Origin of the sequence: Massilia sp. BKSP1R2A-1, from assembly GCF_050586525.1 — a bacterium.
Taxonomy (GTDB): domain Bacteria; phylum Pseudomonadota; class Gammaproteobacteria; order Burkholderiales; family Burkholderiaceae_D; genus Telluria.
The window spans coordinates 326,257-353,180 of record NZ_JBOBRE010000004.1 but is presented as its reverse complement, the minus strand read 5'-3'; the positions used below and the strand labels follow the sequence as shown (position 1 = coordinate 353,180).

Below are 26,924 nucleotides of genomic sequence, written 5' to 3'. Positions count from 1 at the left end.
CCCCTTCCCGGCACTGCGACGCTCCCACGTCATGACAGCTTTTTAGTGAGCATACGTCTTATTTGCGACGCGGCAACAGCCCGCTCTTATTCTTCAATATGGCCGCTAACATACTGGTTAAATAGATTGTATAACGCTTGAATTTCCTGCAAGCGCGGGTCGTGCATTAGTCTGACGGATCGACCATATTTTAGTTTCTGCACATTTAAGAACATTGCACAGCCCGCGCCAAGGAAACGATATATCTTCCGCAGTCCCTCGTCACTTGCAGAACCATCATCTTTGTATACTCGACTACGCGTAGCTTTAAAATCGTCAGCCTCCCATATTTCATTACCATCTTCATGGATATACCCTTCCTGAATAGTAATCAGATCTTTGTCGCGCTTATAAGGACTAGATCCTATCTGGCTAATTTGTTTTGAGAAGACGAAAACAAGTGGCGACAGGTCGCCGGCTATGGCTGGCACGTACACGACTATCCCATCAAGACCGATATCGTAATAGTTATCAATATCTTCGGTGTAGATTCGAAGTATGCCTCCCGGCTTAGCTCCAACTACTTTAGCAAGGCCTGAGCAGTGGTGATTAGAAAAGTCACAACCATAAACGAGATCATCGCCTTGGATATGTGACAAAATACCAATCGCTTTATCATAATCTTTCACCAAGAAGACGCCGGGGGCAGTAACATCCTTTACCCCATGCTCTTTTAGCGCAGCTATTAGCCTCTTAACTACTGTTTCTTTCAAATCGTTCGGTACCTGACGAGATGCTATGTATAAGTTGTAGGCACGCTCTAAATCAACACGACCTTGACCATTGATATATCTTTCCCCGATTGCAGTCGAGAAAAAATTGTCAAGGCTGTGCATTAACCCGCCTAAGACGGCTGCAACCTGCACTTCAGGCAGAGAAACAGCACTATGCATGAGAAGATTTCTCCATGCTTCAACTTTAATTAGACTCTTATTTAATTTTGACGGAATTTCAATTCCGCAAATATCTCGAACCCGTTCAAGTGACTCTTTAAAAGTCACGGTATGAACGCCGTCAAGTTCGAATAGTTCTGTGATCACCCCTTCTCGTCTTTTCGTGAAAGCTTGCTTGAGCTTTGCGTTTATTTCCGAGTACAGAAGTATTTCATTCTTGTTGCGCAAAATATCTTTAAAGAGAATCTCTACGCCATGTTGAATGGCCAATATCGCGTCTTTAAGCAACGAGAAACGTTGCGTGTCATTCATTGGATCTGCGTCGAGTTCTTCATACTTCTTTAGATGCCCATACCCTTTTTTGAGCGAATCAAGGCCATTTTCTATCAGTGAGATTTTCATTGAGTGCAAGAATTAGCAGCTAATCGAATCAGGTCGGTATTAATCTAATAGCGTGTTGTAGTTTGCTGTGGGTTCCATGCATAGCGGAACGACCGCTTTTGGCCGGAACCGGCCTGTTGCACTTAATTAGCCGCTTTGCAAAGCGGCAAAAGATCCACCGATAGTCGCAAACGCTGTTTCCCTATAAAGCAATACCGACAGGGACCGAGGCACTCCATGTTGGATTTTCCAGCGCCTTCAATCCTGCATCGCCCATGAACGAGAGAAAGCTTGGGCGCGGTCGCGGTACGCCTTTGGACAGGCTGCATGGAACACACCGAACACCACCACGTTCGCGGTCTCGCATGGCAGCCAGCGGCATGAAGGCGATGCATGTCGGAGCAGCACCCCGCTCTCTGGCTGAAAAGAATGGCATAGCTACGACCATCTCGGGATGCACGGCGCTAAGGACGCCAGCAAAGCCATACGTGTCTCGGTCCCGCTTCTCTGGCGTCGGGTACAGTCCCTTAACCTGTACCGGGCGGAGTATGATGTCACCTGCTACCTGCTTGGATACGACGAAGTCAAAGCCGACGTCGCGCTTCGGGAAATAAACAGCCCAGCCGGCGTCGCCGAACAAGCCAGCCACGTAAAGCTCTGCGAAATAGTCTCGCGTTTTCGGGGGCCGTCCTCGGAACCGAGAAATAAGAAGCGGGAGCGCCTTCTCGTTCCAGAATCGCAGGGATACATGACGGCTCGACATTCCGTCGTCTGGATAGCGATCGATCACTACCACGCCACTTCCGTCCAGGGTCGCGCCCGTCAAAGCCTCGACCGCACTTGCGATGATCTGGCGCACTGCGTTTGCAGAATTTGGCACTGCGACCTCGGCGAGATGCACCGCGAGCTCATCCCAGAGGTGCGAATCGCCGCGCAGTTCCCAAATGTCGGGCCGTGGCGAGAAGAGATCGGTGAACAATAAGTGCTCCATGTTTTCGTCATCACGGCTTTTTGACTTGGACTATCCAGCCGCACTTCAATGCCCACCGAGCCTCAGTTCTCCAAGTGATGCGTCGATTCGTGCTTGTAGTATGGATGGGGGCGGGACAACGCCTCGCAAGCTCCTCAAACGTCGAGCAGGCCCAAATTTCTTTCCAAATGCTCCACTTTGCGGGGTCAGTCTCGGCCGTAGCCCGCAAGCTACGCTTCTCGATCACTTGGTATGCACCTTCGAGAATAGCAGGCTGTTTGCGCATGTTTTTCCTTTCGATACCGGGCGCTATCGCGCAACAGTATTTTGTTCGGCGGCTGGCCAACTGCCGCAAGTTTTAGCGCACCAACGAAAAAGGAAACTTGGCCCGGCAAAATTTTACCATCCATGTCGAGAGCAATTTTCCAAGCCGTAAGCGGCCTTGACGACAAGGCCACTTATACGCATTTATGAGCGACAGATCCTGTTTCGTAAGTCAGACTTCGGTCTGCTCAGCGATCTCGAGTGCGTCGTCGACCTCAATGCCGAGATAGCGCACTGTGCTCTCTAGCTTAGTATGGCCGAGAAGCAGCTGTACAGCACGAAGATTTTTCGTACGACGATAGATCAATGTCGCCTTCGTCCGCCGCATTGAATGAGTTCCATACGCCGCTGGATCCAAGCCGATGGATCGCACCCACCTGGCGACGATCCGTGCATACTGACGAGTCGAAAGATGATGCGAGTTCTTTTCCCTACTCGGGAATAGATACTGGTTCGATGTAAGCTCTCCAGCTGCAATCCAGCCTTGAACCGATTGGCGAGTCTGCTCCGTGATTTCAAACTGAACAGGCCGGTGGGTCTTCCGCTGCATAACAATCGCACGATGGAATATGCTGCCACCTTGAGCGACGTCTTTCACTTTCAGACTGACGAGGTCGCAACCACGCAGCTTGCTATCGATCGCCAGATTAAAAAGTGCTAAATCTCTTGAGTGTTCCGCAATCTGCAGTCGGATCCTTATCGCCCAGATTTCCTTCAACTTCAAAGGGAACTTCTGACCGACCAGACGCCCCTTGTTCCATGGAATACGCCGGCTGCCGGCATCGCTACTTGTGTTCATGTCAACCTCCTTAGTGAGCAAGGCCTAATTTTGGTCCGCAGCTAGAGGAAGAGGTGCAATTGCAGTCGAGCTAGCCCATGGCGCATAGTAGAATCGATGCAATGCGCAAGACATTCAACTAAATTGAAGGGATATCATCATGGCAAATATTGATCTGTCGGGCTACAACCTTGGCGAACTGAAGGGCCTGCAGCACGACATTGAAAAGGAAATCAAGAACCGCCAGCACCAAGATTTGCAGAAAGCACGGGAGCAAATCCTAGCAATCGCTCAGCAGGCGGGGGTGTCGGTCGAGGAGCTGCTTGCTGCAAGTAGCAAGAAATCGAAGAGCAGCAAGGGACAAAAGGTCCAGGCGCGTTATCAAAACCCCGGTGACGATAGCCAGACCTGGACTGGTCGTGGGCGCCAGCCGAAGTGGATTGCAGAAGGGCTCGCTAGCGGAAAGTCCATAGATGACTTCCGCATCTGACAGGAAGTATTGACATCGCTTCCACCAGTAGTGCAACGCAGTTCTGTACCTGATTTACGACTGTGGAGGTTCTCTGGTTGTGCCAGCCGGGATGAGATTGAGTACCTCCCAAATAACCACGTTGGCAAAGCCACGGTCCTCAAGAAACCGCATCGCATACAGTAACCCATGCGTCTTCCTTAACTGGACAGCCGCAACAAGCAACTTAGCGTTGCGGTGAAGATCGGGTTCAAGCTGAGTAGTCATCAGTACATTGTAGAGAACCCGTCCGCTTCGACCATGATATAGATCAAGCAACTGCACCCTTGACTGCGACTATGTGCAGGGATTGGGAATCGGCTTGAGTCTGCGTTCGGCTAGAAGTGGTCGGTTGCTGACAAAGACCGTTTTCAGATCCACCCAAGCATGAGAGGCAAGCGTGAACCCTTTGGAAAAACTCGACAGCTTCTACTTTCGCTTCTTCCCTGTTGTCTTTATGACGGTCTTTTTCGCCACCATCGTCAACAGGCTAGCAATGATGCAGCTAGATGGACTACTCGGCGCTAGTGTTGCTTTTACTACGTCGCTGTTTGCTACCTGTTCGCTGCTGTACGCGCGAGCACGCGCAGTTACTGACCCGGCCGAGATGGAAGCTCGCGCCAAGATTGCGGACGAGTCACTTAAGGCTGCACTTATCACGGTGATGGGGCTTGGCGTTACGGCTTACATCTTTGCAGGGCTAATTGCCGACTACCCTATGCGCGTTGGACACATACTTGACAAAAAAGGTGGTCCGGAAGTGACTCCCGCTTTAACTGCCTTCGCTTGCATAATGATTTTTGGTGTTCCTGTTGTAGCGAAGATGATGCATGTTGTCGAAGAAACAGGTAAGAGCATGGGCCTGTTGGTCAAAGCGTCGAAGCCGACCATCCAAAAACCAACAGAGGACTAGCGGATCTAGGCTCTATAACTGCTTTAGAACGCCTAACAAAATCCTCTCGATGCTCTACAGGCAACAGCCGGGTACACTGAGCCTTGCCGAACGTCCGCAATCGGTCCAGCCTGTGTAAAAACTCATCAGCTGAATTCGTTAGCCGAATTGTACGGCTTACGGCCTATCCAGAAGCCTATAGAAGTGCCGTAGCCTTGGTTATCCCGTTTTCTAGTCCTCGGCAAGACCAGCAGCAAGAACGCTCCAAACAGCCCGGTTTGCGGCAGAAAACGGGCGTACGCCCTGATCGCCGCCAGCATTCCCTCCATGCCAAGCAGCGTGAGCAAGCGACTGAAGTTGTAGGCCAGCACATGCAAGCTCATTTCGCTCTTCACACGCTCCAGGCCTTTCGTTAGAAAGTGCGTGGATCCCATCCATGCCTTGATCGTGGCATAGGGGTGCTCGACAGTCGAACGTCGTATGCGCATGGCGTCGGGCGTCTGTTCAAGGCGCGCCTGCATGTCGTCGAGCACGTCCTGATGTTCCCAGCGCGTCACACGCCGCTGCGCGCTCGGCGTGCACCTGTCCTTAAGCGGACAACCCTTGCAGTTCGAGCTCCAGTAGCGGTGATTTGTCATGCCTTTCTCGACGCTGGAAAATCGCCAAATCAAAGCTTCCCCGGCCGGGCAGCGATACTCGTTGTTTTCGGGATCGTAGATGAAGTCGGCTTTGTCGAACCTGCCATCGGCCTTGGCCCCGGAAGTCTTTGTAGGCGGCACCAAAGCACCTATGCCCGCCTCATGACAGGCCAGGATTTCCTCGCCCTTGAAGTAGCCTCGGTCGGCAATCGCTGTCAACGTCGTCGTACCGATCGCTGTGCGGGCCTTCTTTGCCATGCCGGACAATTGATCGCGGTCGCTGCCATTGTTGGTGACCTCGTGCTCGACGATCAAATGGTGTTTGGCGTCGACCGCAGTTTGCACGTTATATCCCACGATGCCTGAACCCCGCGTCATCATCGAGCGCGCGTCCGGATCGGTAAGCGAAATCTGCGTTTCGCCAGTCTTTTCCAGCTTCGCTTCAATTTCCTTGAGCGTGGCCATCTGCGATTTCAACGCTGCGATCTTGTCGTTCAGGCGAACGCTTTTCGCTTGTGCAGCAGCCGGCTCCTGCCGGTCGGTGGTGTCCAGTTCTGCCAGATAGCGGCTGATGCTCGTTTCGATCTCCGCCATCCTGCGTTTTAGCTTGGCATCGGTGAAATTGCGGTCGCTACTGTTGACGGCCTTGAACTTGCTGCCGTCGATTGCCACGATGGCGTCCGAGAACAGGTCCAGTTGCTGGCACAAGACGATGAACTGTCTGCAAACGTTGCGTATCGCCTTGCCGTTGTCCTTGCGGAAGTTTGCGATCGTCTTGAAGTCCGGCGCCAGGCGCCTGGTCAGCCACATCAGCTCGACATTGCGCTGCGCTTCGCGTTCGAGCCGGCGGCTCGACTGGATGCGGTTCAGGTAGCCGTAGATGTAGAGTTTGAGCAGTACAGCCGGGTGGTATGCCGGCCGACCAGTCTTTGCAGGCACTACTCGCGCAAAACCCAAGTTAGCCAGGTCAAGCTCATCAACGAATATATCGACCACGCGAACGGGGTTGTTCTCGGTGACGTAGTCGTCCAGGTGCTCTGGAAGCAGCGTGCCTTGTCCACGGTCTTCGCCTTCGATAAAGCGCTTCATTTGGCACCCCAGTGATGAGATACTTCCTCAACGTTTACCCGGCCGGGTTCGCTTACACGGTCCTGCGTTTTTACACAGCCTGGGCCAACAGCAGACATTCGCGTAACCGGTGTTGTTGCCCATTCGATTACAGGTCCTATCGCCCAAATTTCCAGGACTAGCAATGACCAGTATTCTTTTGCCGACGCATCTTCGTGCCAAGCTTGGCCCCGAGGTGAAGATGGACGTTCACTGGGTAGACGTGAAGCTGGCCGACGGCACAAAGTTCATGAATTTGGTTGTTCGCGGAGGAACTGCGATTACGGGAAGAGCAGCCGATCCGAACGGTGAGGGACCACTTCCATTCGTATCGGCAGACATCGTTGCCTTGCGCCGCCACGCGCTGCTTGGTGTCTTATGGCCGTTTTGGGGTAAGAATGGAAGCCGCGTTGGCTAGGTCCGCTTTGGGTCGGTAGTTGCCGTACACTGAACGGCCATAATCGGCCAGGAGCTGTCATTAGGGAACTTTACCCAACTCACATTTTGGCGCTGATTCTTTTTCCATTTCGCGGGAGGTTACTTGAAGGTTTCGAAATTCATTTCTGCACTTTTGGTTGTCGCTTGCTTCATGGCACAAGTTCAAACCGCCTTCGCTGCGGACGCGCCCAAAATTGCGTTTTCGACGAAATTTGGAGGTATTGACTTCCTCTTCACTGAAGACGTTGATCGTGCGGCCAAAGCGGACGGCAGTGATTTTCAATTTGCGCTACGCGAAGTTGGCTTTGAGTTGATTTCGGCTGTTGGTAAAGCCGCCGCCAGTTCGCCCGGGCTTCAAGCGATCTTGATTGACCGAATCAAGTTCAAGGAGACGAAGGCATTGGTGGTCCTTGGAGTGATTGCAGACGGAAAGTTTGCGTCGCTTAATTACAACGGGAAGGCACCAAATTCAGTCCTCGAGAAATTCGCGGCCGGCCTGGAGGAAAACCACGTCTCGTCGCTGCGAGTAGCTAACGGTGTTGGGGTTGAGCTATTCATCCAGCCGCACTGATTTTGATCTGACTTCCGGCTCCAACCTTAGGAACGTCCGCAATGGGTTGGTTGCGCCGCAAGCCAGAGGCCGCAACCGGCCAGAAGCGGAGGTTTAACTAAGAACTGAATAAAGCTGAAGCGACAGGACTATATGACATTTCCAATGAACGAAATTATCGTCTTAGACATCGCTGGCGAAAGAGCGCTAGTACATGCGGCGAACTCGTTTCAGCGGAGGGAACTCAGGCGCATTGGCTTTGCCGAAGGCCTTGATGATCGAATGGTGATGCCTCTCCATGATGACGATGCCCGCGTTCGCGTCGTGGTGAGGCTCATCGATTTAGGTGCGCTATTCTCTGATGGGCGAGACTGGTGCCCGGCAGCGCTCGTACATTATTACCGTGAGCAGAGTCTTATAAAGGGGTCGTTTCGCGTCATTACATGGCGGAATCCGGAAGAGTTTTTTGTATCAACTCAATAGCTTTATGACTGTCCGTTCTGGGTCGGATTCGGTCCTCGTGACAGTCCGCGACTTTTCTGCCTTGGCGACCTGATATGCTGAGCTGAACGGCCGGGTTCGGCCAGAAGCGGTCTTTCAAAAACTAGTATCGAGTCCGAACGAAATGGAAAAAATCCGGCAGCTCGTTGTGGTCGTCTGCTACACCGCAGCATCTTCAATTTTTTGGGGATGTGTAGCCGCAGCTGCTGCTCGATACGGGTTCGATATCGATCCTGGCTCTGCTTTGGTGGCGGTAGGGTTACCAACCGCACTAGCACTTTCGGTGTTCATCTTTCCGAGAATTAGCAGGATCGTCGCGATGCAATAAGCAATCGTGCGTACCGCGCGATGTCTGCTTGGGTCGGATGGGTCGTGACAGTCTGCGATTTTTCCGCCTTGGCTACCTGCTATGCTGAGCTCAACGGCCGGGTTCGGCCAAGATCGGACGCGGAAGAAGGAGACCAATGATTTATCTCGACTGTTCGGGAGTGCATTTTGGATCGCAGCTCGACGAGAAGCATCTTTTTGAGTGGGCGACGGAGATTCCAGGTGTCCTTCGCTGGGAACAGGATACGTTGGTGGCCAGAACGAACCTATCGCAAGCATCCCTTAGAGACCTGTTAGCTTTGTTCAGTCGCTATCAAATACCAATGGCCCAGCTTGCCCAATTCCGAACGTCCAAGAACGAAGACTGGTTTGCCGCACCAAAGATGTATTGGCACAGCCGCGTGTTCGGCAAGCTTGCCCGCTAACAACGTAGCTGTCCGAGTTCCGCTTTGGGTCGCGAGCTGCCGCATACTGACAGCAGGAACCGGCCAATTGCGGATTTTACCGTTGGACGCTGAACAGCGAAAGCATGCTAGATGACCCAATTACACAAACAGCTTGAGGCGGTTAATGATGAGGCAACTTTTCTCGCCTTCGTTCAGGCTCTAGCCGTTGACCGGCGAAACGATGCTGAACACTGGGAAAATGGAAATATCGAGGATTTTCTGGAAGCTGCTAATGCATGGGCTGAGGCTTCAGACTTCGGCGCTAGCCATGGTCTATCAGCAGCATCTCCATGGAGAAAGTTCGCAACTTTTCTGTACTGTGGGAAGATCTATGAGTAGCGACAGCGTTTGGGTCTGAAATCGGCCAGGAGCCTACATTGGAGCCAGAATGAAAAGGCGTTTGTACGGAATTGTTTTCGCATTTCCGCAAGATGAAGAGTACAACGGTATGGCTCATCTCTGGACACGTGATGCCGAGACCGCTTACTGGTTTTCACTGACTCGTGCAGTTGACTCTGATGACATCGAAGTGATGGTCTCGGGCCAACTCAACTACGTAGGCCCTGACCTTAGCGTTATACTTTCGTCGACTGAAATTGTCATCAAAGTGAGCGCTGCAGCAGCGCGCGCACTCGACGGTTATTCTGAGTATGCTGTTGCGTTCCACCCAGAGAGTCAGGATCTTTGCTCAATTCGTGAAACACTAGAGGTCATCTTCGGAGGCAAAGTTGGCCTTGTGATCGACACTTAAAAGGCAATTTGGCTATGTCCGCTTCGGGTCGACTGCTGCCCCACAAAAAGCAGCGGCAGCGGCCAATAGAGGACTTTCCAAAACCTGCCCATGCACGAAAGCTACAGATGGGGTACTGCCGTTAGGCCACGGCAACAGTGCGGCTAGACGCGTAGCCGTCGATCTTTGCCCACAATATTATGCCGCTCTCATCCTTTTCTCTAGGGTTCAAAATCGTCGCGCTGGCTGCATAGCTAAACTCACCGATCTCGATCGAGAATCGTCCGCCTCCGTGGCGGGGCAAGGACTCCATGGCGACGTTGTGCTTGTTCAGAAACTTCCTTAGTTCGGCAAAGCGAAGCTTTGGACACTTTAAATAGCCATCTGGCCGGCCCGCTGCCCGGATCATCATGTTGTGAATGTCGTTGTCGGATCTCGGCTTGGTAGTATCAACCGTGACGTTGTCAGGCACTTTTGGAATCGGTTCGTGCGAAACGGCCGTTATGCGTTGCGGTTCTGGATCGTTAGCGAGCGCTTGGTGGCCGACTGCTGGTACTAGATGGAGAGACTCGAAGAGATTTAGAAGATCGTCGCCGGTGAACACAGACTCGTCTACACCTGGCGCAGCTTTCACGTTTACAAAACCCCGGCTTCCCGGCAGAGGAACATAGGAAAACCGGACGGAAAAGACCTGTCCAGCATTGATGAGAGGGTGCCGAATCGTTCCCCAATATATCGCGAGACCACCAGGAGCCAGACGCGAAACATGGGGCGGCCTTATTGCATAGCGCGCGAAAATCTTCTGGATCGTGGACTCGTTGACACCATGCAACTCCTCGCTAACCTCTTCACGCATAGCAGTGACAGTCGCTGCCAGCACGACGTCGATCGATTTGTTGTCTGGCCAGAAGACAAAAACTAGGAAAAGAGCAATCGATATGCCGTACGTAGGCCATGCGAGGAGAAGTGCCAAGCCAAGTGCAATTAAAGTCGACACAATATATTTCTGCTTTCAAGATTTGGTTATAGACTGAGAACCAAGGTACAGTGCCATTATTTAGCGTTTGGTTGGCGAGGGGGAACGCTATGGCAGCTTACGCTAAGATTTTCAGTTCAAGACAATGGATGCGATGCCACAGTGTGTCACTGTAATTGTCAAATGGCAACTCTACCTTTGTTAAGTGCACAGGGCAGTTGCTCACTGCGCAACTAATCTGTCGCGAAGCTCCCTTGCATTGGCGGGAAGATGCTCCCATCGATGTCTGCTTCGGGTCGAAAGCAGTCATTGAAGGTCTAAGCGAGACCGAATAACGCGCGTAGCCCGGAGTACGCATAGCGTTCGTATTTCTGCAGTGTCCTAGTCGACGGCCAAATATATTGATGGTCTGGGAAATCCGCGACGGGAATGAGGTAGACCCGTTCCGGACGCTCATTAGACTGATCCATACGTACCCAAATCACGAAATCTACAGCCGGGTCGTGGGCCAGTGTCACCTTCCAGCAGGGGTAACTGCGCTCATATCGACAGCGTGTGCAGAGCAGACGCACCTTGATATCTCTAACGCGCCATGTCCGCGGGCTGATTGCCTCCACCTCCGCCCTGTGTTCCGTCATATAGCGGACGAGTTCGTTCGTCATGTCACGTGTGACGCAACGCAGTCGGTAACGCGTAATGGTCGCATGAGGTAAGGAGGGCCAGCTGACGCCCGCTAGGCCCATGGCAGAGATGAGACCATTGAAGCGAAAAGCGTATGATTTCGCTGCAGGCCCTGGCCCAGCATCAATCAGTGCCGGTGTTACTTTCCCGTGCTCAATGAAAAGATCACGCAGCGCGTCAAGCATCTCATCATCAGTCCATTGCCGCCGGCGCCGTTTGCGTTCGATCGCTGCTTGATCGAACCTATCTCGCGACACGACTGCTTCGAACGCATTGTCTCTACGCACCCACTTTTCCCGATCATTAGCACGGCGGGTAGTGCGCATTCGCTGAGTGCCGCGGTTGAAGGTCATCGTGCCGACGTACTTGTCGTTGGTCAGTATTTGCTTTACCAAGTGCGCCGACCAGGGCCTGCACGTACAGGTTGAGGCTCCTTCGCTGTTGAGCCTTGCGGCTATACCGACGTCAGTCATCCGTTCGTCAAGGTACATCGCGTAGATTCGATGGATCACGGCTTGCTCGTCTGGTGGCCCTGGCACATAGGTCACTCGATCACTAGGCATGTTCTTTCGTTCCCCTGGCTGTAAGATGCCTTTCGGTTGACCAGTTGCTGACAGAGCCATGCGACGCAATCCGTATCCCGCAGTGCCGCCTTGCTTGTAGCCGAGTTCGGTAAATCGTACTTGCGCACGGAAGACCTTAGCTGACAGTTCACGGCTGTATTCTGCCGCCATTGCTCTTTTGAGCCCTTTGATTAGGGTAGCGATCGGGGAGCCATCGTTGTCGAACGACTCTGCGCAGTAACACACCGTTATCCCGGCTCGCCGGCACGCGTACTCGTAGAAAGCAGCCTCATCGATGTCTTGAAAGCGTCCCCAACGACTAACGTCATAGACTAGGACGGTTGTGAACTCAGCTTGTCCAGATCTGATCGTCTCAAAAAGGGAGAGCAATCCAGGCCGGCCATCCAACGTCAGGCCGCTTCGGCCTTCATCGCGATAAATGCTGGTGATTTCGCAGTTCTGCTTGTCGGCGTAGTCACGTAGCGCAGCTTCCTGATGGCTGGTCGAGTAGTTCTGATGTTCCGTAGACGCTCTAACATAGAGCGCTGCGCATACGCGGCCTTGGTTTAGCATGGTTCCTCCGCCTTGCTGACTTCAGGAATCCCGAACATCGTTTCGAGTGAAAGGTGTCTGGCGAACGCAAACTGGTCCAGGTTGGACGCTTTTAAGTAGACTGGCTTGGCTGTCAAGTCGGCTTGCGAAAACAGGAAGTAGTCTGCAATCTCCCCAGTTGCTGGCTCCATGCGAGCAGTAATGGTGAAGTCAATTTGCGGTCGTGGCAAAATTCTCCAGTTGCGAATCCCTCGCTTTGGATTGCGTGGCACAGCGACATCGCATCGAACACGTACTGCTCTGTTCAACAGCAAAATATGACAGTCGGCAGTTCGTTCGACTGTGGCACCTCCAGCCAGGGCCAACGTTTCTGCACGCTCCAGGAGGTCTGCCTGCATTGCCGCCAGTTTTTTCTTGGTATCGATAAACGCATATGAGGCACTTCGAGGCAAGCCAGCTGCGTCATACGCAGACACGAGGGATCCGAATGATCTGACCAGCAGTTGTGGGTCTGGCATCGTTGAGTCCGCAGCGATGATCTTTGCGTTGACTCTTCCGTGTCGTGCATAGCAGGCTTGCAGTAGCGAGATTAGCTCAGGCTTGGTATAGCGTCGCTGGCGTCGAGCGCGCTCAACCTGGACAGCGTCAAAGAGGTCCTTTGGAATGATTGGCGCAACTGCATCAAACTTTACGATCCACTTGGTAGGCTCGTTGCGTGTTCGAGGCACTGACAATTTGCAAGAACGCCGGTTATATGCGAGCGCACCGCAATACTTGACGTTGGTTAGAAGCGAGTTGACCATGGCTTGAGTCCATGGCCGGCCAAACTCACTTGAGATGTTCTCGCTGTTCAGTAGGTGCACAATGCGACGCTCACTGTACCCTTCATCCAAGTAAAGCGCATAAACGCGCCTGACTACAGCAATCTCGTCGTCTGGTCCCCATATGAGGATTACTCGATCGGTTGACGAAACTTTCGTCTCGCCGTACTCGAGTACGGCTCGCGGTGTACCGCATGCTCTGAGCGCGAGGCGCCGTAGTCCAAAACCGGCGTGCCCACCTTGTTTGAAGCCCATCGCAATGAATCGAGACTGTGCTGCGAAGACCTTCTCAGAAAGATCACGACTGTACTCAGCAGCCATGACACGCTTCATGCTCTTCAGTAGCGAGGCATAGGGACCACTATCGTCGGTGAAGCGTTCACCGCAATACACCACGGTGATCCCAGCACGACGACAGGTGTGTTCGTGATACGCAGCTTCGTCAATGTCTTGGAACCGCCCCCAGCGGCTTATGTCATAGACGATGATATAGCTGAAATCTGGCTTTGCTGACTGAACGTCTTTCATCAGCGACGTTAGGCCGGGCCGCCGCCTGATATCCAGGCCGCTCTTGCCGTCATCGACATACTCCCGAATGAGAGTCAGATTGCATGCAGCCGCGTACTCCCGGATCTTCGCGCGTTGGTGATCAGTCGAGTAGTCCTGGCTCTCGGTAGACATCCGCACATACATCACCGCCCGGTGTGGGTTGTGCTGCTGAACCATGGACGCCTCCGTCATAGGTAACTCAGGGCCAATCTTACGGGGAAATCTATCCGTAGATTAGCATTGCTACCGCGTAGGTGATGGATGTTTGCGGACTGTAGAGACCGCTATCGATCACTGTGTGTTGGACTAACGTTCATCGGTCTGCATGAGATAGCCCTTTGAATCAACGGTCATCTTCGTTATGGTTTGGCGGTTTAATTCTTCTAAACTTGCTGGCGTTGGGGTTTGCCGCAGCAAAGATCGCTCACCCGACCGTTAACTATTGGCCGACAGATATTCTCGTGACCGCTGCGGCTTCCGTAATGGCGTGGATACAGACGAAACGCTTTCAAGAGCTAGCTGCCTCCTACACGCTTACGGCGCACGAGATCGGGTTGCTGCGGATAGCTTTGCCAAATCCCCCAACGACTGACAAGTTTTCAAAGTACGTAGGCGATGCTGAGAATGCGTTCTCGCGAGAGCACACGCAGTGGCAGGCCAGACGGGACGTTGACTAGTGATGCAAGCTGGATTCACCGTAGTGCAGATGGTGATTGGCATTTTGACTGTAAGGAGCGTTTTCGGTCGGATCCGGCCCTTCGTGACAGTCTGCCATTTTCGGACTTGGTGACCTGATATGCTGAGCTTAAGGGCCGAGTTCGGCCAGGAGGGGACCTACGTCAGCTGTGTCGACCTTACTCAACACTATGGTCAGAGTGAATCGTCATCAATACCGGCGGCAGTACCTAAACAAGAACTGAACCGCCGACAAGGCCAGAGAGTGGCGCAGTTTGCGTTAAACCTTATTGTTGCAAATAAAGATCTTCTGCCTATCGGACTAGCGTTTTTATGCTCGGTGAACTGCCGAGGGTGGGAGAAGTGGTAAGGAAACCTTGATTTCATCCAAGAGTATATTATTGGTGAGGAAGCCAAAATGCCTCTTAGAGTCATCTGTCCAAGATTTTATAGTGCTGCCCCTAGCTTGCTCTCCTCGCTAAGTCTTTGTTTTTGTTAGGGCGATATTCAAGACTTTATTCGGACGTAACACCCGCTTTCTGCGGGGTGCCTGCGCGATCCGGCGGAATTCAGGCGCAAAAATCGGCGTTCCGATGATGGCCTGGATCTGGATACTTCGTGACCCCACTTTCCGATAGGAGATGCGATGTGTGCTGCTGGTGAATGCATGTTCTGTCGCTACAGACTGACCCGTACAGCGGATGTCGAGACGGGCGGCACGGCTCAGGGAACGGGAACGGAAGAACGGGACGCACAAGGGCTGCCACCTGAGCGCAACACGGCCAGATCATGGGCCACCGAGCGTCGGCCCGAGCTCAGTTCTTGCTGACAGGCTGCTCGGAAGCCGCCGCTGGCGATGCTTCCTGCTCCGGCGCCAGGAAGCGCGTCGATGCCCGCCCGTCGGCGTTGTGCTGCACGATGCGCGTCGGCCGTCCTTGTGCGTCCAGCCACACCTGGCCGATGCCGGCGCCGTTCCACACCCGCTCGCCGTGCTGGCGCGCGTCCGGCAGGTGCGGCGTGAGGGCGAGATCGCGGCGCTGGGTGAACCAGTTCAGCGGCGAGCGCGGCGAATACAGCCAGCGGTTGAGGCGGTCGAGCCAGTCGAGCAGGCGGCGCGGGAATTCGTTCTTGATGCCGCTGCTGGTGATCTGCCAGACATGTTGCGGCCGATCCGACTCGCGCACCTCGACGTCGTAGGCGAAGGAGTAGTGTACGTCGCCCGACAGCACCACATAGTTGCCCGGGGTGCGCGAGTGGCGGAAGATATTGAGCATGCTGCTGGCCGCGCCGCGATGCGCCATCCAGTTCTCGGCGTCCACGGTCAGGGCATGGCCCGCGAAGGTGGCGACCCTTTGCACCACTTCGATCAGCTTGACCCCGAACATGGGCGTCGGCGAGACGATGACGGCGGCCGTTTCGTCCAGCAGCTCGTGCTGCAGTTCGGTCAGGGACTCCCAGTCCATCAGGCCGGAGGGATGGCCGGGCCGGCGCCGGTTGCGCCAGCGCCGGGTGCGGATATCGAGCACGATGATGGTGGGCCTGGTCCGTACGACGAACTCCCACTGGTGGAATGACAGCAGGCGCTTGACCAGCGCGTCCTGCACGGGCGCGTCCAGCCGGCCATCCTCGCCGGCGGTGGAGACGAGCAGCGCCATCTCGTCCAGCACCTCACCGAAGACCTCCGGGCGGTTGCCCCAGCCCTGGCACAGCATGTAGGCGATCAGCGCATTGCCCACGATGCGGCGCGCGAAGGGGTGCTCGTAGACCGTGGTTTCCCACATGGCCGACAGGTTCCAGTCGTCGGTGATGTCGTGGTCGTCGAAGATCATCAGGGTCTGCACGTGCGCGAGCAGCCGGCCCGCCTGCGGCAGATCTCTGCAAAAGCCCGCCAGGGCCTCCGACTCGCGCCGCCAGCGCTGTGCATGCCTGGGCTCCAGCGAAGGCGGCGGCGCATCCGCCACCAGCCGCCATGGTATGGGCGACCAGACCAGCAGGTACATGGCCATCACCTCGGCCAGCGTCACCAGGTGGTTGTGCGCATTGGCCGTGGTGAAGATCGGCTTCTCGCTGCCGCCGAAGAAGCGGTCGCGCAGCGCATCGTTGGACCTGGTCGCCGGCAGCAGCTCTTCGCGCCGGTAGTAGCTGGCCCGGTGACGGTACAGCGCCTCGCTGTCGGCGACCACCGCGCCTTCCAGGCATTCGGCGTAGAGGCCGAGGCGCCGGATCAGCGCGTGGATCGCCGCCAGCATCGGGCCGGCCACATCGTCGGCATACACCTGGTCGCCGCACATCATGAGCATGGCGGGCCGCTCCTCGGCCCGTTCGAGATGTTCGGCCAACAGGGCGTCGGCGCGCGCCAGGCCGTCAGGCGAGGGATGATGCGGCTTGCGGCAGGAACCGAACAGGATATTGTCGCTGCGGCTGCGCAGCACCAGGTTCGGCCGCGCCGCGCCCTCGTGCAGCAAATGCGGCGCCCAGTGCGCGATGCCGGCTTCGCTGCCGTCGTCTTGCGCGAGGAGCAGGTCGTACTCGATGATCGTGTCTTGCGGGAGCGGTTCGGGAAGGGCGACGTCGATCAGGTGCACGCAGGCGTGGCGGCCGACGCGCATCACACGGCAGCGGCTGGCGTCCAGGGGCAAGCGCCGGGGCGCGCCTGTCCTGGGCGCCAGCACGAGAGTCAGGTCGAGCGGCGCGCTGCCGACCAGCCATAGCACCAGGCGGCCCGGTTCGAGGCGGCGCAGGACGGGGCCGGCAAGCACGGGAGGCAGGCCATCGGGAACAGGAGGCTGGGTCAATCGGACACGGTGCTGGTTTGATGAACAAACCAGTGTAGCAGACCGGCCGAGTACGCGAACGCTCGACCGCGCGACCACCAGCGGTCAGGATGGTGTTGATCGAGCAGGCAGGTCGAGTTTCTCGATCCTGCGCAAGAAGACCTGGGCCATTTTCACCGTCTGGCTGTCTTTTCGTTCCGATGCAACCAGCACCGCCTTGGCCAGGTTTCTTTCCGCATCATCGAAGCGGCCATGCTCGTACTGGGCCCGTCCCAGCCAGAACCAGGAACTCGAATGCATCGGATCGAATACGACAGCTTGTTCGAGGTGCGCGATGGCCTGGTCGTACTGCTGCATCTCCGCATAAGCCTTGCCCAGGCCGAAGCGCAGCAGCAGGTTGTCGCTGCCTGCCTCGAGCATGTTTTCCAAGCGCTGAACCAGCGAATTCATCCTGTTTCTCCTGGCAGGCCCTAGGGCGTCCGGCGGGGTAGCTGCCCGTCGCTATCGCGCACCTCCGCCGTCCCCAGCCCGAGCGGCTGCAATTGCGGAAGGATGCGCTTCCTGTCGCCGACCGCGACCACCTTCATCTGCTGCGGATCGAGGTACTTGCGCGCCACGTCCTGCACCTGGCCGGCCGTGACAGCGCGCAGCTGTGCCGGCAGGCCTTTGTAGTAGTCGAGCGGCAGGCCGTAGACGAACAGCTCCGCCAGGCTGGCGCCGACGTCGGCATTGGTCTCGAACTGTCCCGGCAGCGACAGCAGCAGGGCGTCGCGCGCCGCCGACAGTTCGGCGGCCGGCAGCGGCGCCTCGCGCATGCCCTCGACCTCCTTGATGATCTCGCGCACCGAGGCGCCCGTATGCGCGCGCTCGACGGTGCTGTCGATGAGGAAGGGGCCGGGCGTGCGGTCGAAGCGGAAACCCGAGTAGATGCCGTAGGTGTAGCCCTTGGTCTCGCGCAGGTTGTTGTTCAGGCGGCTGGAGAACATGCCGCCCAGGGCGCCGTTCATCACCTGCAGGGCCGCGAAGTCCGGCGTCGTGCGCGCCACGCCGGGCCCGATCACGCGCAGCGCCGTCTGGCCGGCGCCCGGCTGGTCGACCACGACCAGGCGCGCGCGGCTTCCCTCCGGGCCGCCGGGTTCGCCGCTTGGTGCATCGGCAGTCTGCCAGGCGCCGAAGCGCGATTCCACCAATGTCTTCAATTCTCCGCGCGTGATCGCTCCCGACACCACTAGCGCCGCATTCGTGGGCACGTAATGGCGGCGCCAGAAGTTCACCAGGTCCTCGCGCGTCACGCTGCGGATCGCCGGCTCGGTGCCCAGCTGGCCGTAGCCCTTCGGATGGCGGCCGCCCCAGAAGGCGCCGGCGGCGGCCACCGCAGCCACGGCTTCCGGATCGTCGCGCTGCTGGATCAGGTCATTCACGCGGCTGGCGCGCTGGCGCTCGACTTCGGCGGTCGGGAAGGCCGGGTGCAGGACGACGTCGGCCAGGATGTCGAGGGCGGGCGCGAAGCTGGCGCGCAGGGCCAGCAGCGAGACCGAGGAGGCATCGACGCCGCTGCCGGTGTCGAGGAAGGCGCCGAGCTGCGCGATTTCGTCGGCGATCTGCGGCGCGCTGCGGGTGGCCGTGCCTTCTTCCAGCATCTGGGCCGTGAAGCCGGCCAGGCCCGGCAGGCTGGCCGGATTGGCGGCGTTGCCGCTTCTAACGAGCAGCTGGGCCGATACGAGGGGCAGGGCGGGATTGTGGTGGTGCAGCACCGTGAGGCCGTTGGCGAGCCTGAAGGTCTCGCCCTGCGGCAGCGTGAAGCCAGGTGCCGGTCCGGGTTTCGGGGCCTTGGCGCGCCAGGGCTCGGGGGTGTTGATGCCCTGGACCGCCTTGCCGGCGGCCTTGCTGGCCCGGGGCGCGCGTGGACGCGGCGGATCGATGACAACGGGGCTGCCCGGCAGGCCGGTGACGACCGCACGCGAGGCCTTGGCGAGATAGGCGCGCACCACGCGCTGCACGTCCTGCGGAGTCACGCGGCGTAGCTGCTCGATGTCCTTGCTCAGATAGCCCGGGTCGCCCGTGTACTGGTTGTAGTGGTTCAGCTGGTCGGCGAGGCCGTCGCCGCCCAGTTTTTCGATGGAGCTCAGGAGCGCCGTCTCGAGGCTGTTGCGGGCCCGCTCGACTTCGCGCTGGGATGGGCCGTGCTCGCGCAATTCGGCCAGCTCGGCGTCGATCGCCGCTTCCAGGGTGCGCGCATCGACGCCATTTCGCGCAATGACGTCGATCACAAACGTGGAGGTGATGCCGTAGGAGTTCTGGGCCGCGTCGACCTCCTGCGCGATCTGGCGCTCGTAGACCAGTTTTTTATACAACCGGCTCGACTTGCCGCCGCCGAGGATCTCGGCCGCCACCGCCAGCTCGATGTCGCCCGGCTGGTAGGCCGGCGGGGTGAGCCAGCCCATATAGATGCGCGGCAGCTCGACCCGGTCGTGCACCACGACCCGGCGCTCGGCCGTGATCGGCGGCGTCGTCACGCTGGGCCGCGCTACCGGCTCGCTGCGGCGCAGGCCGCCGAAATAGCGCTCCACCAGGGCGCGCGTCCTGGCCTTGTCGATGTCGCCGGCGATCACGATGCTGGCGTTATTGGGGCCGTAGTAGCGCGCGAAGAACTGACGCACGTCCTCCAGCTTCGCCGCCTGGATGTCGGCGTGCGAACCGATGATCGGGGAATAGTAGGGGTGGTCCTTGGGGAACATCGCATGGGCCAGCGCCTCCTCCACCACGCCATAGGGCTCGCCCTCGACGGTCTGGCGGCGCTCGTTGCGCACCACGTCCTGCTGGTTGGTCAGTGCCTTCTGGTCGAGCACGTCGAGCAGGTAGCCCATGCGGTCGGCATGCACCCACAGGGCGAGTTCCAGCTGGTTCGAGGGCACCGTGTCGTAGTAATTGGTGCGGTCGTAGTCGGTGCTGCCGTTGCTGTCGGTGGCGCCGGCGCCTTCCAGCAGCTGGTCGGCCAGGCCGCGCGGGATGTGGCGGGTGGCCGAGAACATCATGTGCTCGAACAGGTGGGCGAAGCCGCGCAGGCCGGGGGCCTCGTTGGCCGGGCCGACGTGGTACCAGATGTTGACCGCCACGATGGGCAGGCGCCGGTCTTCGACCAGGATCAGCTGCAGGCCGTTCGGCAGGGTGGTCTTTTCGAAAGCCACGGTGGGCAGCGGGGTCTGGGCGGGCGTATCGGCGGATGGGAAGGATGCGAGCATGAACAGGGACAGCAGGATGAATGGCTTGAGCAGCGAGAAGGTCCTCATGGCGTGCTCCGGTCGCTAGTATAACGGGCGTGGCTCAATGACAGGCCTGGCGGCCGCGGTCAAGCGTGCTGCCCGCGGGTACCCGGCCGGGATGCGCAGGCAGGAAGCGCCACTCGTAGGCGTCCGCCAGCAGGCGCAGCTCCAGCACGCCGTCGAGGTTCGCTTCGCGCACCTCGCTGTTGGGCTGGAAGAAAATGAAGGGCGTGGCGTAGGCACCACCGGTGCCGACCACGAACTGGCGCACCCCGCGCTCAAGGTCGATGCGGCCGTCGGCATCCTGGCGGGCGAAGCGTTCGTAGTCATGGTCGTGGCCCGACAGGACCAGCTCGGCGCCGGCCGCATGCAGCAGTTCGAAGGCGTCGCGCATGCGGCCCGGCGGCGGGTGGCCGCCCGAGCTGTACAGCGGGTGGTGCCAGAAGGCTAAGGTGCATGCGGCGGGATCCCTGGCCAGCTCGGTGCGCAGCCAGGCGATCTGCGCCGCGTGGGCCGCGCCCTTCAGGTTGCTGTCAAGCGAGATCACATGCCAGCTGCCGAGCCGCAGGCTGTAGTAGCCACGGCCGGCGCGCTCGCCGAAGTAGGCGAAATACGGTTTCGCACCGGGCGTGGCGTATTCGTGGTTGCCGGGCGTGGGCCAGGTGCGGTCGCGAAAGCGTCCCCAGGTCGGGGCGTAGCATTTTTCGAACTCACCGGCCGCACCGCGCGGGTAGGTGTGATCGCCCAGGCTCAGCACCGCCGACTGCGGATCGGCGCGCAGCAGCGGCTCGACCAGGGCGGCGGTGGCGGCCGCGCCGGACCAGCGCGGGTCGGGATGCTTGCAGCGCGCGATGTCGCCGGCGGCGTAGACGGTATAGGTCTCGGCCGCGGCAGCCGGCAAGGAGGCGCCTGCCGCGAACAGCAGCGCCGCCAGTACGCGCCGGCGAGGGCGCGCGATTGCCCCCATGTCTACTCGATGAAGCGCAACAGCCCCTGCAGCGCGTGCGCCACGGCCTGGTCGCGCACCGCCTGGCGGTCGCCCTGGAAGACCAGGCGCTCGGTGAAAGTCGTGTCGCCGCGCGCCCAGCCGAAGCAGACCGTACCCACCGGCTTGCCCGGCACCGCACCGGTCGGTCCGGCGATGCCGGTGGTCGAGACCGCGACGTCGGCCGTGCTATTGGCGAGCGCGCCCTCGGCCATGCGGCCGGCGACTTCCTCGCTGACCGAACCGAATTGCGCGATCAGCGCGGCCGGCACGTCCAGCAGCTCGGTCTTGGAATTGTTGGAATAGGTGACGAAGCCGCAGTCGAACCAGGCGGTGGAGCCGGCGATGTCGGTGATGGCTTGGGACACGCCGCCGCCGGTGCAGGATTCGGCGGTGGCCAGGACCAGGCGCTTGGCCTCGAGCGCCCGGCCCGCTTTGCTGGCAAGATCGAAAATATCGTTGGTCACGAGAGGCTCCTAAGGAATACAGTCCAGGCCGATGAAAGGATCGAGGATAATGCGCGAAACGGCGTCACTCCTTGATGCAACGCGGTATGCGAGCGCGCAATTCATTCTAGCGCGCTCCGCACCCATCCGGCACATCGCGACGCCATTAATTACGCACAGTGCGCCTACCCATATTGCATATCGTATTGACGCGCGCGACAGGGTAAATTGTGAAAGGTTCCGTGCGACATGACACTTTACGGTAGGCTATGCTGGAGTTGCCCGCCGTCCAACTGGCGGAGCTCCCATTTTCCGTTTTTTGCAGGGCCCAAGAATGCCGCCAGAACGATTTGCGCGTGACCGGATGGGGCTGGCGCAACCGTGCGGCACGGGGGCGCCTGGACGCCTTGCCGGCCACCGCGCCCCGCCGGAGGCCGCATGACGCCGCCGCGCTCGATCCGCAGCAAGCTGGTGTCGGTGGTGATGGCGACCACGCTCGCCGCGCTGCTGGTGTCGATCGCCGTCATCGTCGTCTACGACCTGCGCAGCTACCAGCGCACCCTGCTCAACGACCTGTCGACCCAGGCCGAGCTGGTGGGGCACATGACCTCGGCCGCGCTTACCTTCGACGACCCGCGCCTGGCCAATGAAAACCTGGCCCTGCTGCGCACCCGCCCCTCGGTGCGCGCGGCCGCCATCTACGACGCCAACGGCGAGCTGTTCGCCTCCTACCAGGCGCGGGGCGAGGCGCGCCCCATGCCCCGGCAGCTGTCCGGCACGCCCAGGTCCGACCGCGACGACCTGGTGGTCCACCAGCGCATCGTCGAGAACGGCGAGACCCTGGGCACGGTCTACCTGCGCGCCGAGAACCAGCTGCTGGCGCGCACCCTCGACTACCTCAGCATTGCCCTGGGCGTGACCCTGCTGGCGATGGGCGTGGCCTACCTCCTGATGCGGCGCCTGGGCCGGGTGGTGACGGCGCCGATCATCGCGATCACCGAGATCGCGCGCGACGTGGTCGCCACCCGCGACTACTCGCGCCGCGCGCCGCGCATCAGCGACGACGAGGCGGGCGAGCTGGTCGACTCCTTCAACGCCATGCTGACCGAGATCGAAGGCCGCACCCGCGAGCTGGAGACCTCCAGCACCCAGACCGCGCGCGAGGCGGCCGAGCGTTCGCGCGCGCAGCAGGAAGTGATGCGCCTGAACGAGCAGCTCGAGCAGCGCGTCGACGAACGCACCCTGCAGCTGGCCCTGGCCAATGCCGAACTGGCCAATGCGATCGAGGAGGCGCGCAGCGCCAACCAGGCGAAATCCGCCTTCCTGTCTTCGATGAGCCACGAGCTGCGCACCCCGCTCAACGCCATCCTCGGCTTCGCCCAGATCCTGACGAGCGATTCGCTGCCCTCGACGCTGGAGCAGAAGAAGGAATTCGCGAACCACATATTGAAGTCCGGCCGCCACCTGCTCACCCTGATCAACGAGATCCTCGACCTGGCCAAGGTCGAATCCGGCACGGTGACCCTGTCGATGGAGCCGGTGGCGCTCGCCGACACCCTGCAGGAAACCCGCACCATGGTCGAGCCGATCGCGGCCGCCCGCGGGGTGCGCGTGCTGTATCCGGACGTGCCGGGCGCGGTGGTGCTGGCCGACCGCACGCGCCTGAAGCAGGTCCTGCTGAACCTCCTGTCGAACGCGGTGAAGTACAACCGCGAGGCCGGCGCCGTGGTGCTCAGCTGCGAGCAGGTGGGGCCGACCCGGATCCGCCTGTCGGTGCAGGACACCGGCGTGGGCCTGGATGCCGAGCAGGTGGCAAGCCTGTTCCAGCCCTTCAACCGTTTGGGACAGGAAGGCGGCCAGCAGGAGGGCACCGGCATCGGCCTGGTGGTGACCAAGCGCCTGGTCGAACTGATGGGCGGCGAGATCGGCGTCACCAGCAGCCCGGGCGTGGGCAGCGTGTTCTGGATCGAGCTCGCCACCACCGCGCCGCTGGCGCCGCACGCGCCGGAAGGCGCCGACGAGCAGCCGGAAGACGTGCAGACCCTGCCGAGCGGGGGCGGGTCACTGCTGAACCCGCACCTGATCCTCTACGTCGAGGACAACCCGGCCAACCTGCGACTGGTGGAAGAGATCGTGCGCTTCCGCCGGGACCTGCGCCTGCTGTCCGCGCCCGACGGACATATGGGCCTGTCGCTGGCGCGCGCGCACCAGCCCGAGCTCATCCTGATGGACCTGAACCTGCCGGGCATGAGCGGCATCGAGGTGCTGCGCCAGCTGCGCGCCGATCCGGTTACCAGCAACATTCCCGTTATCGCCCTCACCGCCAACGCCATGCAGCGCGACATCGAGCGCGGGCAGGCGGCGGGCTTCAACCGCTACCTGACCAAGCCGATCGACATCGACAGGTTCACCGAAGCGATCAACAGTACGCTGGCCCAGCTCCGTTCCGCGCAAGCGGCGCCGAAGCAGGATACGGGGCCGGCCGATAGGGAGGCCGAATGATTTCACTGACCGACATCCGCCGCGCGCGCATCCTCGTCGTGGACGACGAACCCGTCAACGTCCAGCTGCTCGAATACCTCCTCAAGACCACGGGGTACGAGAACGTCACGAGTACCAACGATCCGCGCCAGGTGGTGTCGCTGCACCTGAAGCTCCGCTTCGACCTGATCATCCTCGACCTGCACATGCCCGGCATGGACGGCTTCGACGTGATGGAAGCCCTGAAGCCCCTGGAAAGCGATTCCTGGCTGCCGGTGCTGGTGGTGACGGCCGAGCCGGACAAGAAGCTGGCCGCGCTGGAAGCGGGCGCGCGTGACTTCATCGGCAAGCCCTTCGACACGGTCGAGGTGATGACCCGCATCCGCAACCTGCTGGAAGTGCGCCTGCTGCACCGCGAGTCGCAGGACTACGGCGTGCAGCTCGAGCGCGAGGTGCGCGAGCGCACCGCCGAGCTGGCGCGCTTCCGCGGCGCGATGGACGCCACGCCCGATGCGATCTTCCTGATCGACACGGCCAGCATGGCGATCGTCGACGTCTCGGAAGGCGGTTGCCGCATGCTGGGCTTCTCGCGCGACGCCCTGATGCGCATCGATCCGGTGGCGCTGGGCCTGGCCACGCGCGAGCTGCTCGAGCGCCACCTGGCGGCGGCTGCGCAGGCGGGGCTGGACGGCGAGGGCAGGGCCCAGTTCGACGCCCTGCCCGGCGACATCGTGGAAACCGAGCTGCTGCGCGCCGGCGGCCAGGGCGCGGTGCCGGTGGAGATCAGCTGGAAGCTGCAGGACCTGGGCAAGAGCCGCATGCTGATCGCCGTGGTGCGCGACATCAGCGAGCGCCAGCATGCGCAGGAGCGCCTGCGCCACATGGCCAGCTACGACGCGCTCACGGGTCTCTCGAACCGCACCCTGTTCTTCCAGAACCTGCGCGATGCGATCGAGCTGGCGCGCGACAAGAACTGGCGCGTGGCGGTGCTGTGCATCACGATCGACCGCTTCAAGATCATCAACGATTCGCTCGGCACCGCGCTGGGCGACGAGCTGCTGCGCCAGTTCAGCGGACGCCTGGTGAGGGTGGCGCGGGTGCGCGACTCGGTCGGACGCCTGGGCGGGGACGAGTTCGCGCTCACGCTGACCATGCAGCGCGACCAGCAGGAGGCGGTGCACGTGGCCAACGAGGTGCGCGAGATGCTGCGCGCGCCCTTCGACTTGCACGGCCAGCAGGCCGCGCTGACGGCCAGCATCGGCATCGCCATGTACCCGGACGACGCCACCGAGCCCGGCACCCTGGTGAAGTACGCCGATACCGCGATGGTGCGCGCCAAGGAGGCCGGGCGCGACGGCTACCGCTTCTTCACGGCCGGCATGAACGTGCAGGTGCTGGCGCGCCTGGACCTCGAGCTGGCGCTGCGCGGCGCGCTGGAGGACAAGCAGTTCGTGCTGTATTACCAGCCCAAGCTGGAGCTGAACACCGGCCGGGTCTCGGGGGTGGAAGCGCTGCTGCGCTGGAACCGGCCCGGCTACGGCCTGGTGTATCCGGCCGAATTCGTGCCGGTGATGGAAGAGACGGGCCTGGTGGTGCGCGTGGGCGAATGGATCGTCGACGAGGCCTGCCGCCAGATCGCGGCCTGGAATGCGGATGGGGTGCGCGACCTGCGGGTGGCGGTGAACGTGTCGAGCCGCCAGTTCGTCGAGGGCGACCTGGAAAGCGTGATCCGCGCGGCGCTGGAGAAGCACGGGGTGGAGCCGGGCCTGCTGGAGCTGGAACTCACCGAGAGCGCGCTGATGTCGAATGCCGGGCACACCATCGAGGTGCTGGAGCGCCTGAAGGAACTCGGCATCCGCATCGCGATCGACGACTTCGGCACCGGGTATTCATCGCTCGCCTACCTGAAGCGCTTCCCGATCGACAAGCTCAAGATCGACATCGCTTTCGTGCGCGACATCGTGACCAATCCGGACGACGCGGCCATCGCGCTTGCCATCATCAGCATGGCGCACAGCCTGCACATGCAGGTGATCGCGGAAGGCGTGGAGACCCGCGCCCAGATGGCCTACCTGCGGCGCCACCGCTGCGACGAGATCCAGGGCTTCCACTTCTCGCGCGCGCTGCCCGCCGAGGAAGTGGCGCGGCTGGTCCATGAAAACCGCGAACAGCCCGACCAGCCGCCCGCCCAGGACGACAAGGTGCAGACCCTGCTCATCGTCGACGACGACGTCAACGTGCTCACGGCCCTGCACCGCCTGTTCAGGCGCGACAACTACCGCGTGCTGACGGCGTCTTCGCCGGCCGAGGGTTTCGAACTGCTGGCCCTGTACCGGGTGCAGGTGATCGTCTGCGACCAGCGCATGCCGGTCATGAGCGGCACCGAATTCCTCAGCAAGGTCAAGGAGATGTATCCGGAGACGATCCGCATCATCCTGTCGGGCTATACGGGCGTGGAGACGGTGCTCGATTCGATCAACCGCGGGGCGATCTACCGCTTCTACACGAAACCCTGGCACGACCAGCAGCTGAGGGAGAACATCCGGCTGGCGTTCCGGCATTACTGGCTCACGTATGGGCCGTATGACGACCGCAAGGCGCCGCGGGACGAAGAGGATAAATCGAGCGTCGCCTGA

Annotated in this window: 22 protein-coding genes and 1 pseudogene; 11 read left to right on the top strand and 12 right to left on the bottom strand. The window is 59.6% G+C overall.

What is annotated here, in order from left to right; translation table 11 throughout:
* Positions 1–86: 86 nt before the first annotated feature.
* From ACQ7JA_RS09045 to ACQ7JA_RS09035, 3 genes are all read right to left on the bottom strand, one after another.
* The gene (locus ACQ7JA_RS09045; protein WP_430896757.1) at positions 87–1,334 is read right to left on the bottom strand and encodes a hypothetical protein; all 1,248 of its coding nucleotides are present in this window, start codon (positions 1,332–1,334) and stop codon (positions 87–89) included.
* 181 nt (positions 1,335–1,515) lie between these two features.
* A complete protein-coding gene (locus tag ACQ7JA_RS09040) occupies positions 1,516–2,292 on the bottom strand; it encodes a hypothetical protein (RefSeq protein WP_430896755.1) in 777 nt (258 codons plus the stop codon).
* A 487-nt stretch (positions 2,293–2,779) separates the two neighbouring features.
* The gene (locus ACQ7JA_RS09035) at positions 2,780–3,406 is read right to left on the bottom strand and encodes a tyrosine-type recombinase/integrase (RefSeq protein WP_430896753.1); all 627 of its coding nucleotides are present in this window, start codon (positions 3,404–3,406) and stop codon (positions 2,780–2,782) included.
* Positions 3,407–3,545: 139 nt separating this feature from the next.
* On the opposite strand from ACQ7JA_RS09035, the gene ACQ7JA_RS09030 reads away from it, so the two are divergent.
* Together ACQ7JA_RS09030 and ACQ7JA_RS09025 are read left to right on the top strand one after the other, a co-directional pair.
* Entirely contained in the window at positions 3,546–3,875 is a 330-nt protein-coding gene (locus ACQ7JA_RS09030; RefSeq protein WP_430896751.1) for an H-NS family nucleoid-associated regulatory protein, read from the top strand.
* A 418-nt stretch (positions 3,876–4,293) separates the two neighbouring features.
* A complete protein-coding gene (locus ACQ7JA_RS09025) occupies positions 4,294–4,806 on the top strand; it encodes a hypothetical protein (RefSeq protein ID WP_430896749.1) in 513 nt (170 codons plus the stop codon).
* 278 nt (positions 4,807–5,084) lie between these two features.
* Here ACQ7JA_RS09025 and ACQ7JA_RS09020 read toward each other — a convergent pair.
* A pseudogene (locus ACQ7JA_RS09020) lies at positions 5,085–6,512 on the bottom strand (IS1182 family transposase); the annotation flags it as partial.
* A 163-nt stretch (positions 6,513–6,675) separates the two neighbouring features.
* Between ACQ7JA_RS09020 and ACQ7JA_RS09015 the strand changes: the two are divergent.
* The 6 genes from ACQ7JA_RS09015 (at position 6,676) to ACQ7JA_RS08990 (ending at position 9,543) form a co-directional block, all read left to right on the top strand.
* On the top strand, positions 6,676–6,948 hold the full coding sequence (locus ACQ7JA_RS09015; RefSeq protein ID WP_430896747.1) for a hypothetical protein: 273 nt from the start codon (positions 6,676–6,678) through the stop codon (positions 6,946–6,948).
* 123 nt (positions 6,949–7,071) lie between these two features.
* Positions 7,072–7,539, top strand: a complete 468-nt coding sequence (locus ACQ7JA_RS09010; RefSeq protein ID WP_430896745.1) for a hypothetical protein — start codon at positions 7,072–7,074, stop codon at positions 7,537–7,539.
* Between the two features lie 144 nt (positions 7,540–7,683).
* Entirely contained in the window at positions 7,684–8,001 is a 318-nt protein-coding gene (locus ACQ7JA_RS09005) for a hypothetical protein (protein WP_430896743.1), read from the top strand.
* Positions 8,002–8,483: 482 nt separating this feature from the next.
* Positions 8,484–8,771 (top strand): hypothetical protein, encoded by a 288-nt coding sequence (locus tag ACQ7JA_RS09000; RefSeq protein WP_430896741.1) that lies wholly within the window; start codon positions 8,484–8,486, stop codon positions 8,769–8,771.
* Positions 8,772–8,882: 111 nt separating this feature from the next.
* Entirely contained in the window at positions 8,883–9,131 is a 249-nt protein-coding gene (locus ACQ7JA_RS08995) for a DUF7660 family protein (RefSeq protein WP_430896739.1), read from the top strand.
* A 49-nt stretch (positions 9,132–9,180) separates the two neighbouring features.
* A complete protein-coding gene (locus tag ACQ7JA_RS08990; RefSeq protein WP_430896737.1) occupies positions 9,181–9,543 on the top strand; it encodes a transcriptional repressor in 363 nt (120 codons plus the stop codon).
* Between the two features lie 121 nt (positions 9,544–9,664).
* On the opposite strand, the gene ACQ7JA_RS08985 is transcribed toward ACQ7JA_RS08990, so the two are convergent.
* The 3 genes from ACQ7JA_RS08985 to ACQ7JA_RS08975 all read right to left on the bottom strand — a co-directional run bounded on the left by ACQ7JA_RS08985 (position 9,665) and on the right by ACQ7JA_RS08975 (position 13,841).
* Complete coding sequence (locus ACQ7JA_RS08985; RefSeq protein ID WP_430896735.1) at positions 9,665–10,495, bottom strand: hypothetical protein; 831 nt, start codon at positions 10,493–10,495, stop codon at positions 9,665–9,667.
* A 320-nt stretch (positions 10,496–10,815) separates the two neighbouring features.
* Positions 10,816–12,315: a recombinase family protein gene (locus tag ACQ7JA_RS08980; protein ID WP_430896733.1), complete on the bottom strand. Its 1,500-nt coding sequence runs from the start codon at positions 12,313–12,315 to the stop codon at positions 10,816–10,818.
* Entirely contained in the window at positions 12,309–13,841 is a 1,533-nt protein-coding gene (locus tag ACQ7JA_RS08975; RefSeq protein ID WP_430896731.1) for a recombinase family protein, read from the bottom strand. Before ACQ7JA_RS08975 ends, ACQ7JA_RS08980 begins: the two co-directional genes overlap by 7 nt.
* 161 nt (positions 13,842–14,002) lie before the next feature.
* Between ACQ7JA_RS08975 and ACQ7JA_RS08970 the strand changes: the two genes are divergently transcribed.
* Positions 14,003–14,341 carry an SLATT domain-containing protein gene (locus ACQ7JA_RS08970; protein ID WP_430896729.1) on the top strand — a complete coding sequence of 113 codons (339 nt, stop codon included), beginning with the start codon at positions 14,003–14,005 and terminating at the stop codon, positions 14,339–14,341.
* An 813-nt stretch (positions 14,342–15,154) separates the two neighbouring features.
* On the opposite strand, the gene ACQ7JA_RS08965 is transcribed toward ACQ7JA_RS08970, so the two are convergent.
* The 5 genes from ACQ7JA_RS08965 to ACQ7JA_RS08945 form a co-directional block, all read right to left on the bottom strand.
* Complete coding sequence (locus ACQ7JA_RS08965) at positions 15,155–17,098, bottom strand: alkaline phosphatase family protein (RefSeq protein WP_430896837.1); 1,944 nt, start codon at positions 17,096–17,098, stop codon at positions 15,155–15,157.
* A gap of 120 nt (positions 17,099–17,218) precedes the next feature.
* Positions 17,219–17,563 (bottom strand): tetratricopeptide repeat protein, encoded by a 345-nt coding sequence (locus ACQ7JA_RS08960; protein WP_430896727.1) that lies wholly within the window; start codon positions 17,561–17,563, stop codon positions 17,219–17,221.
* A gap of 20 nt (positions 17,564–17,583) precedes the next feature.
* On the bottom strand, positions 17,584–20,403 hold the full coding sequence (locus ACQ7JA_RS08955) for a M16 family metallopeptidase (protein ID WP_430896725.1): 2,820 nt from the start codon (positions 20,401–20,403) through the stop codon (positions 17,584–17,586).
* A gap of 34 nt (positions 20,404–20,437) precedes the next feature.
* Positions 20,438–21,343, bottom strand: coding sequence for a metallophosphoesterase family protein (locus tag ACQ7JA_RS08950; RefSeq protein WP_430896723.1), 906 nt, complete (start codon positions 21,341–21,343; stop codon positions 20,438–20,440).
* A gap of 2 nt (positions 21,344–21,345) precedes the next feature.
* On the bottom strand, positions 21,346–21,828 hold the full coding sequence (locus tag ACQ7JA_RS08945; protein ID WP_430896721.1) for a CinA family protein: 483 nt from the start codon (positions 21,826–21,828) through the stop codon (positions 21,346–21,348).
* A gap of 417 nt (positions 21,829–22,245) precedes the next feature.
* On the opposite strand from ACQ7JA_RS08945, the gene ACQ7JA_RS08940 reads away from it, so the two are divergent.
* The gene (locus ACQ7JA_RS08940; RefSeq protein ID WP_430896719.1) at positions 22,246–24,309 is read left to right on the top strand and encodes an ATP-binding protein; all 2,064 of its coding nucleotides are present in this window, start codon (positions 22,246–22,248) and stop codon (positions 24,307–24,309) included.
* The gene (locus ACQ7JA_RS08935) at positions 24,306–26,924 is read left to right on the top strand and encodes an EAL domain-containing protein (protein ID WP_430896717.1); all 2,619 of its coding nucleotides are present in this window, start codon (positions 24,306–24,308) and stop codon (positions 26,922–26,924) included. Before ACQ7JA_RS08940 ends, ACQ7JA_RS08935 begins: the two co-directional genes overlap by 4 nt.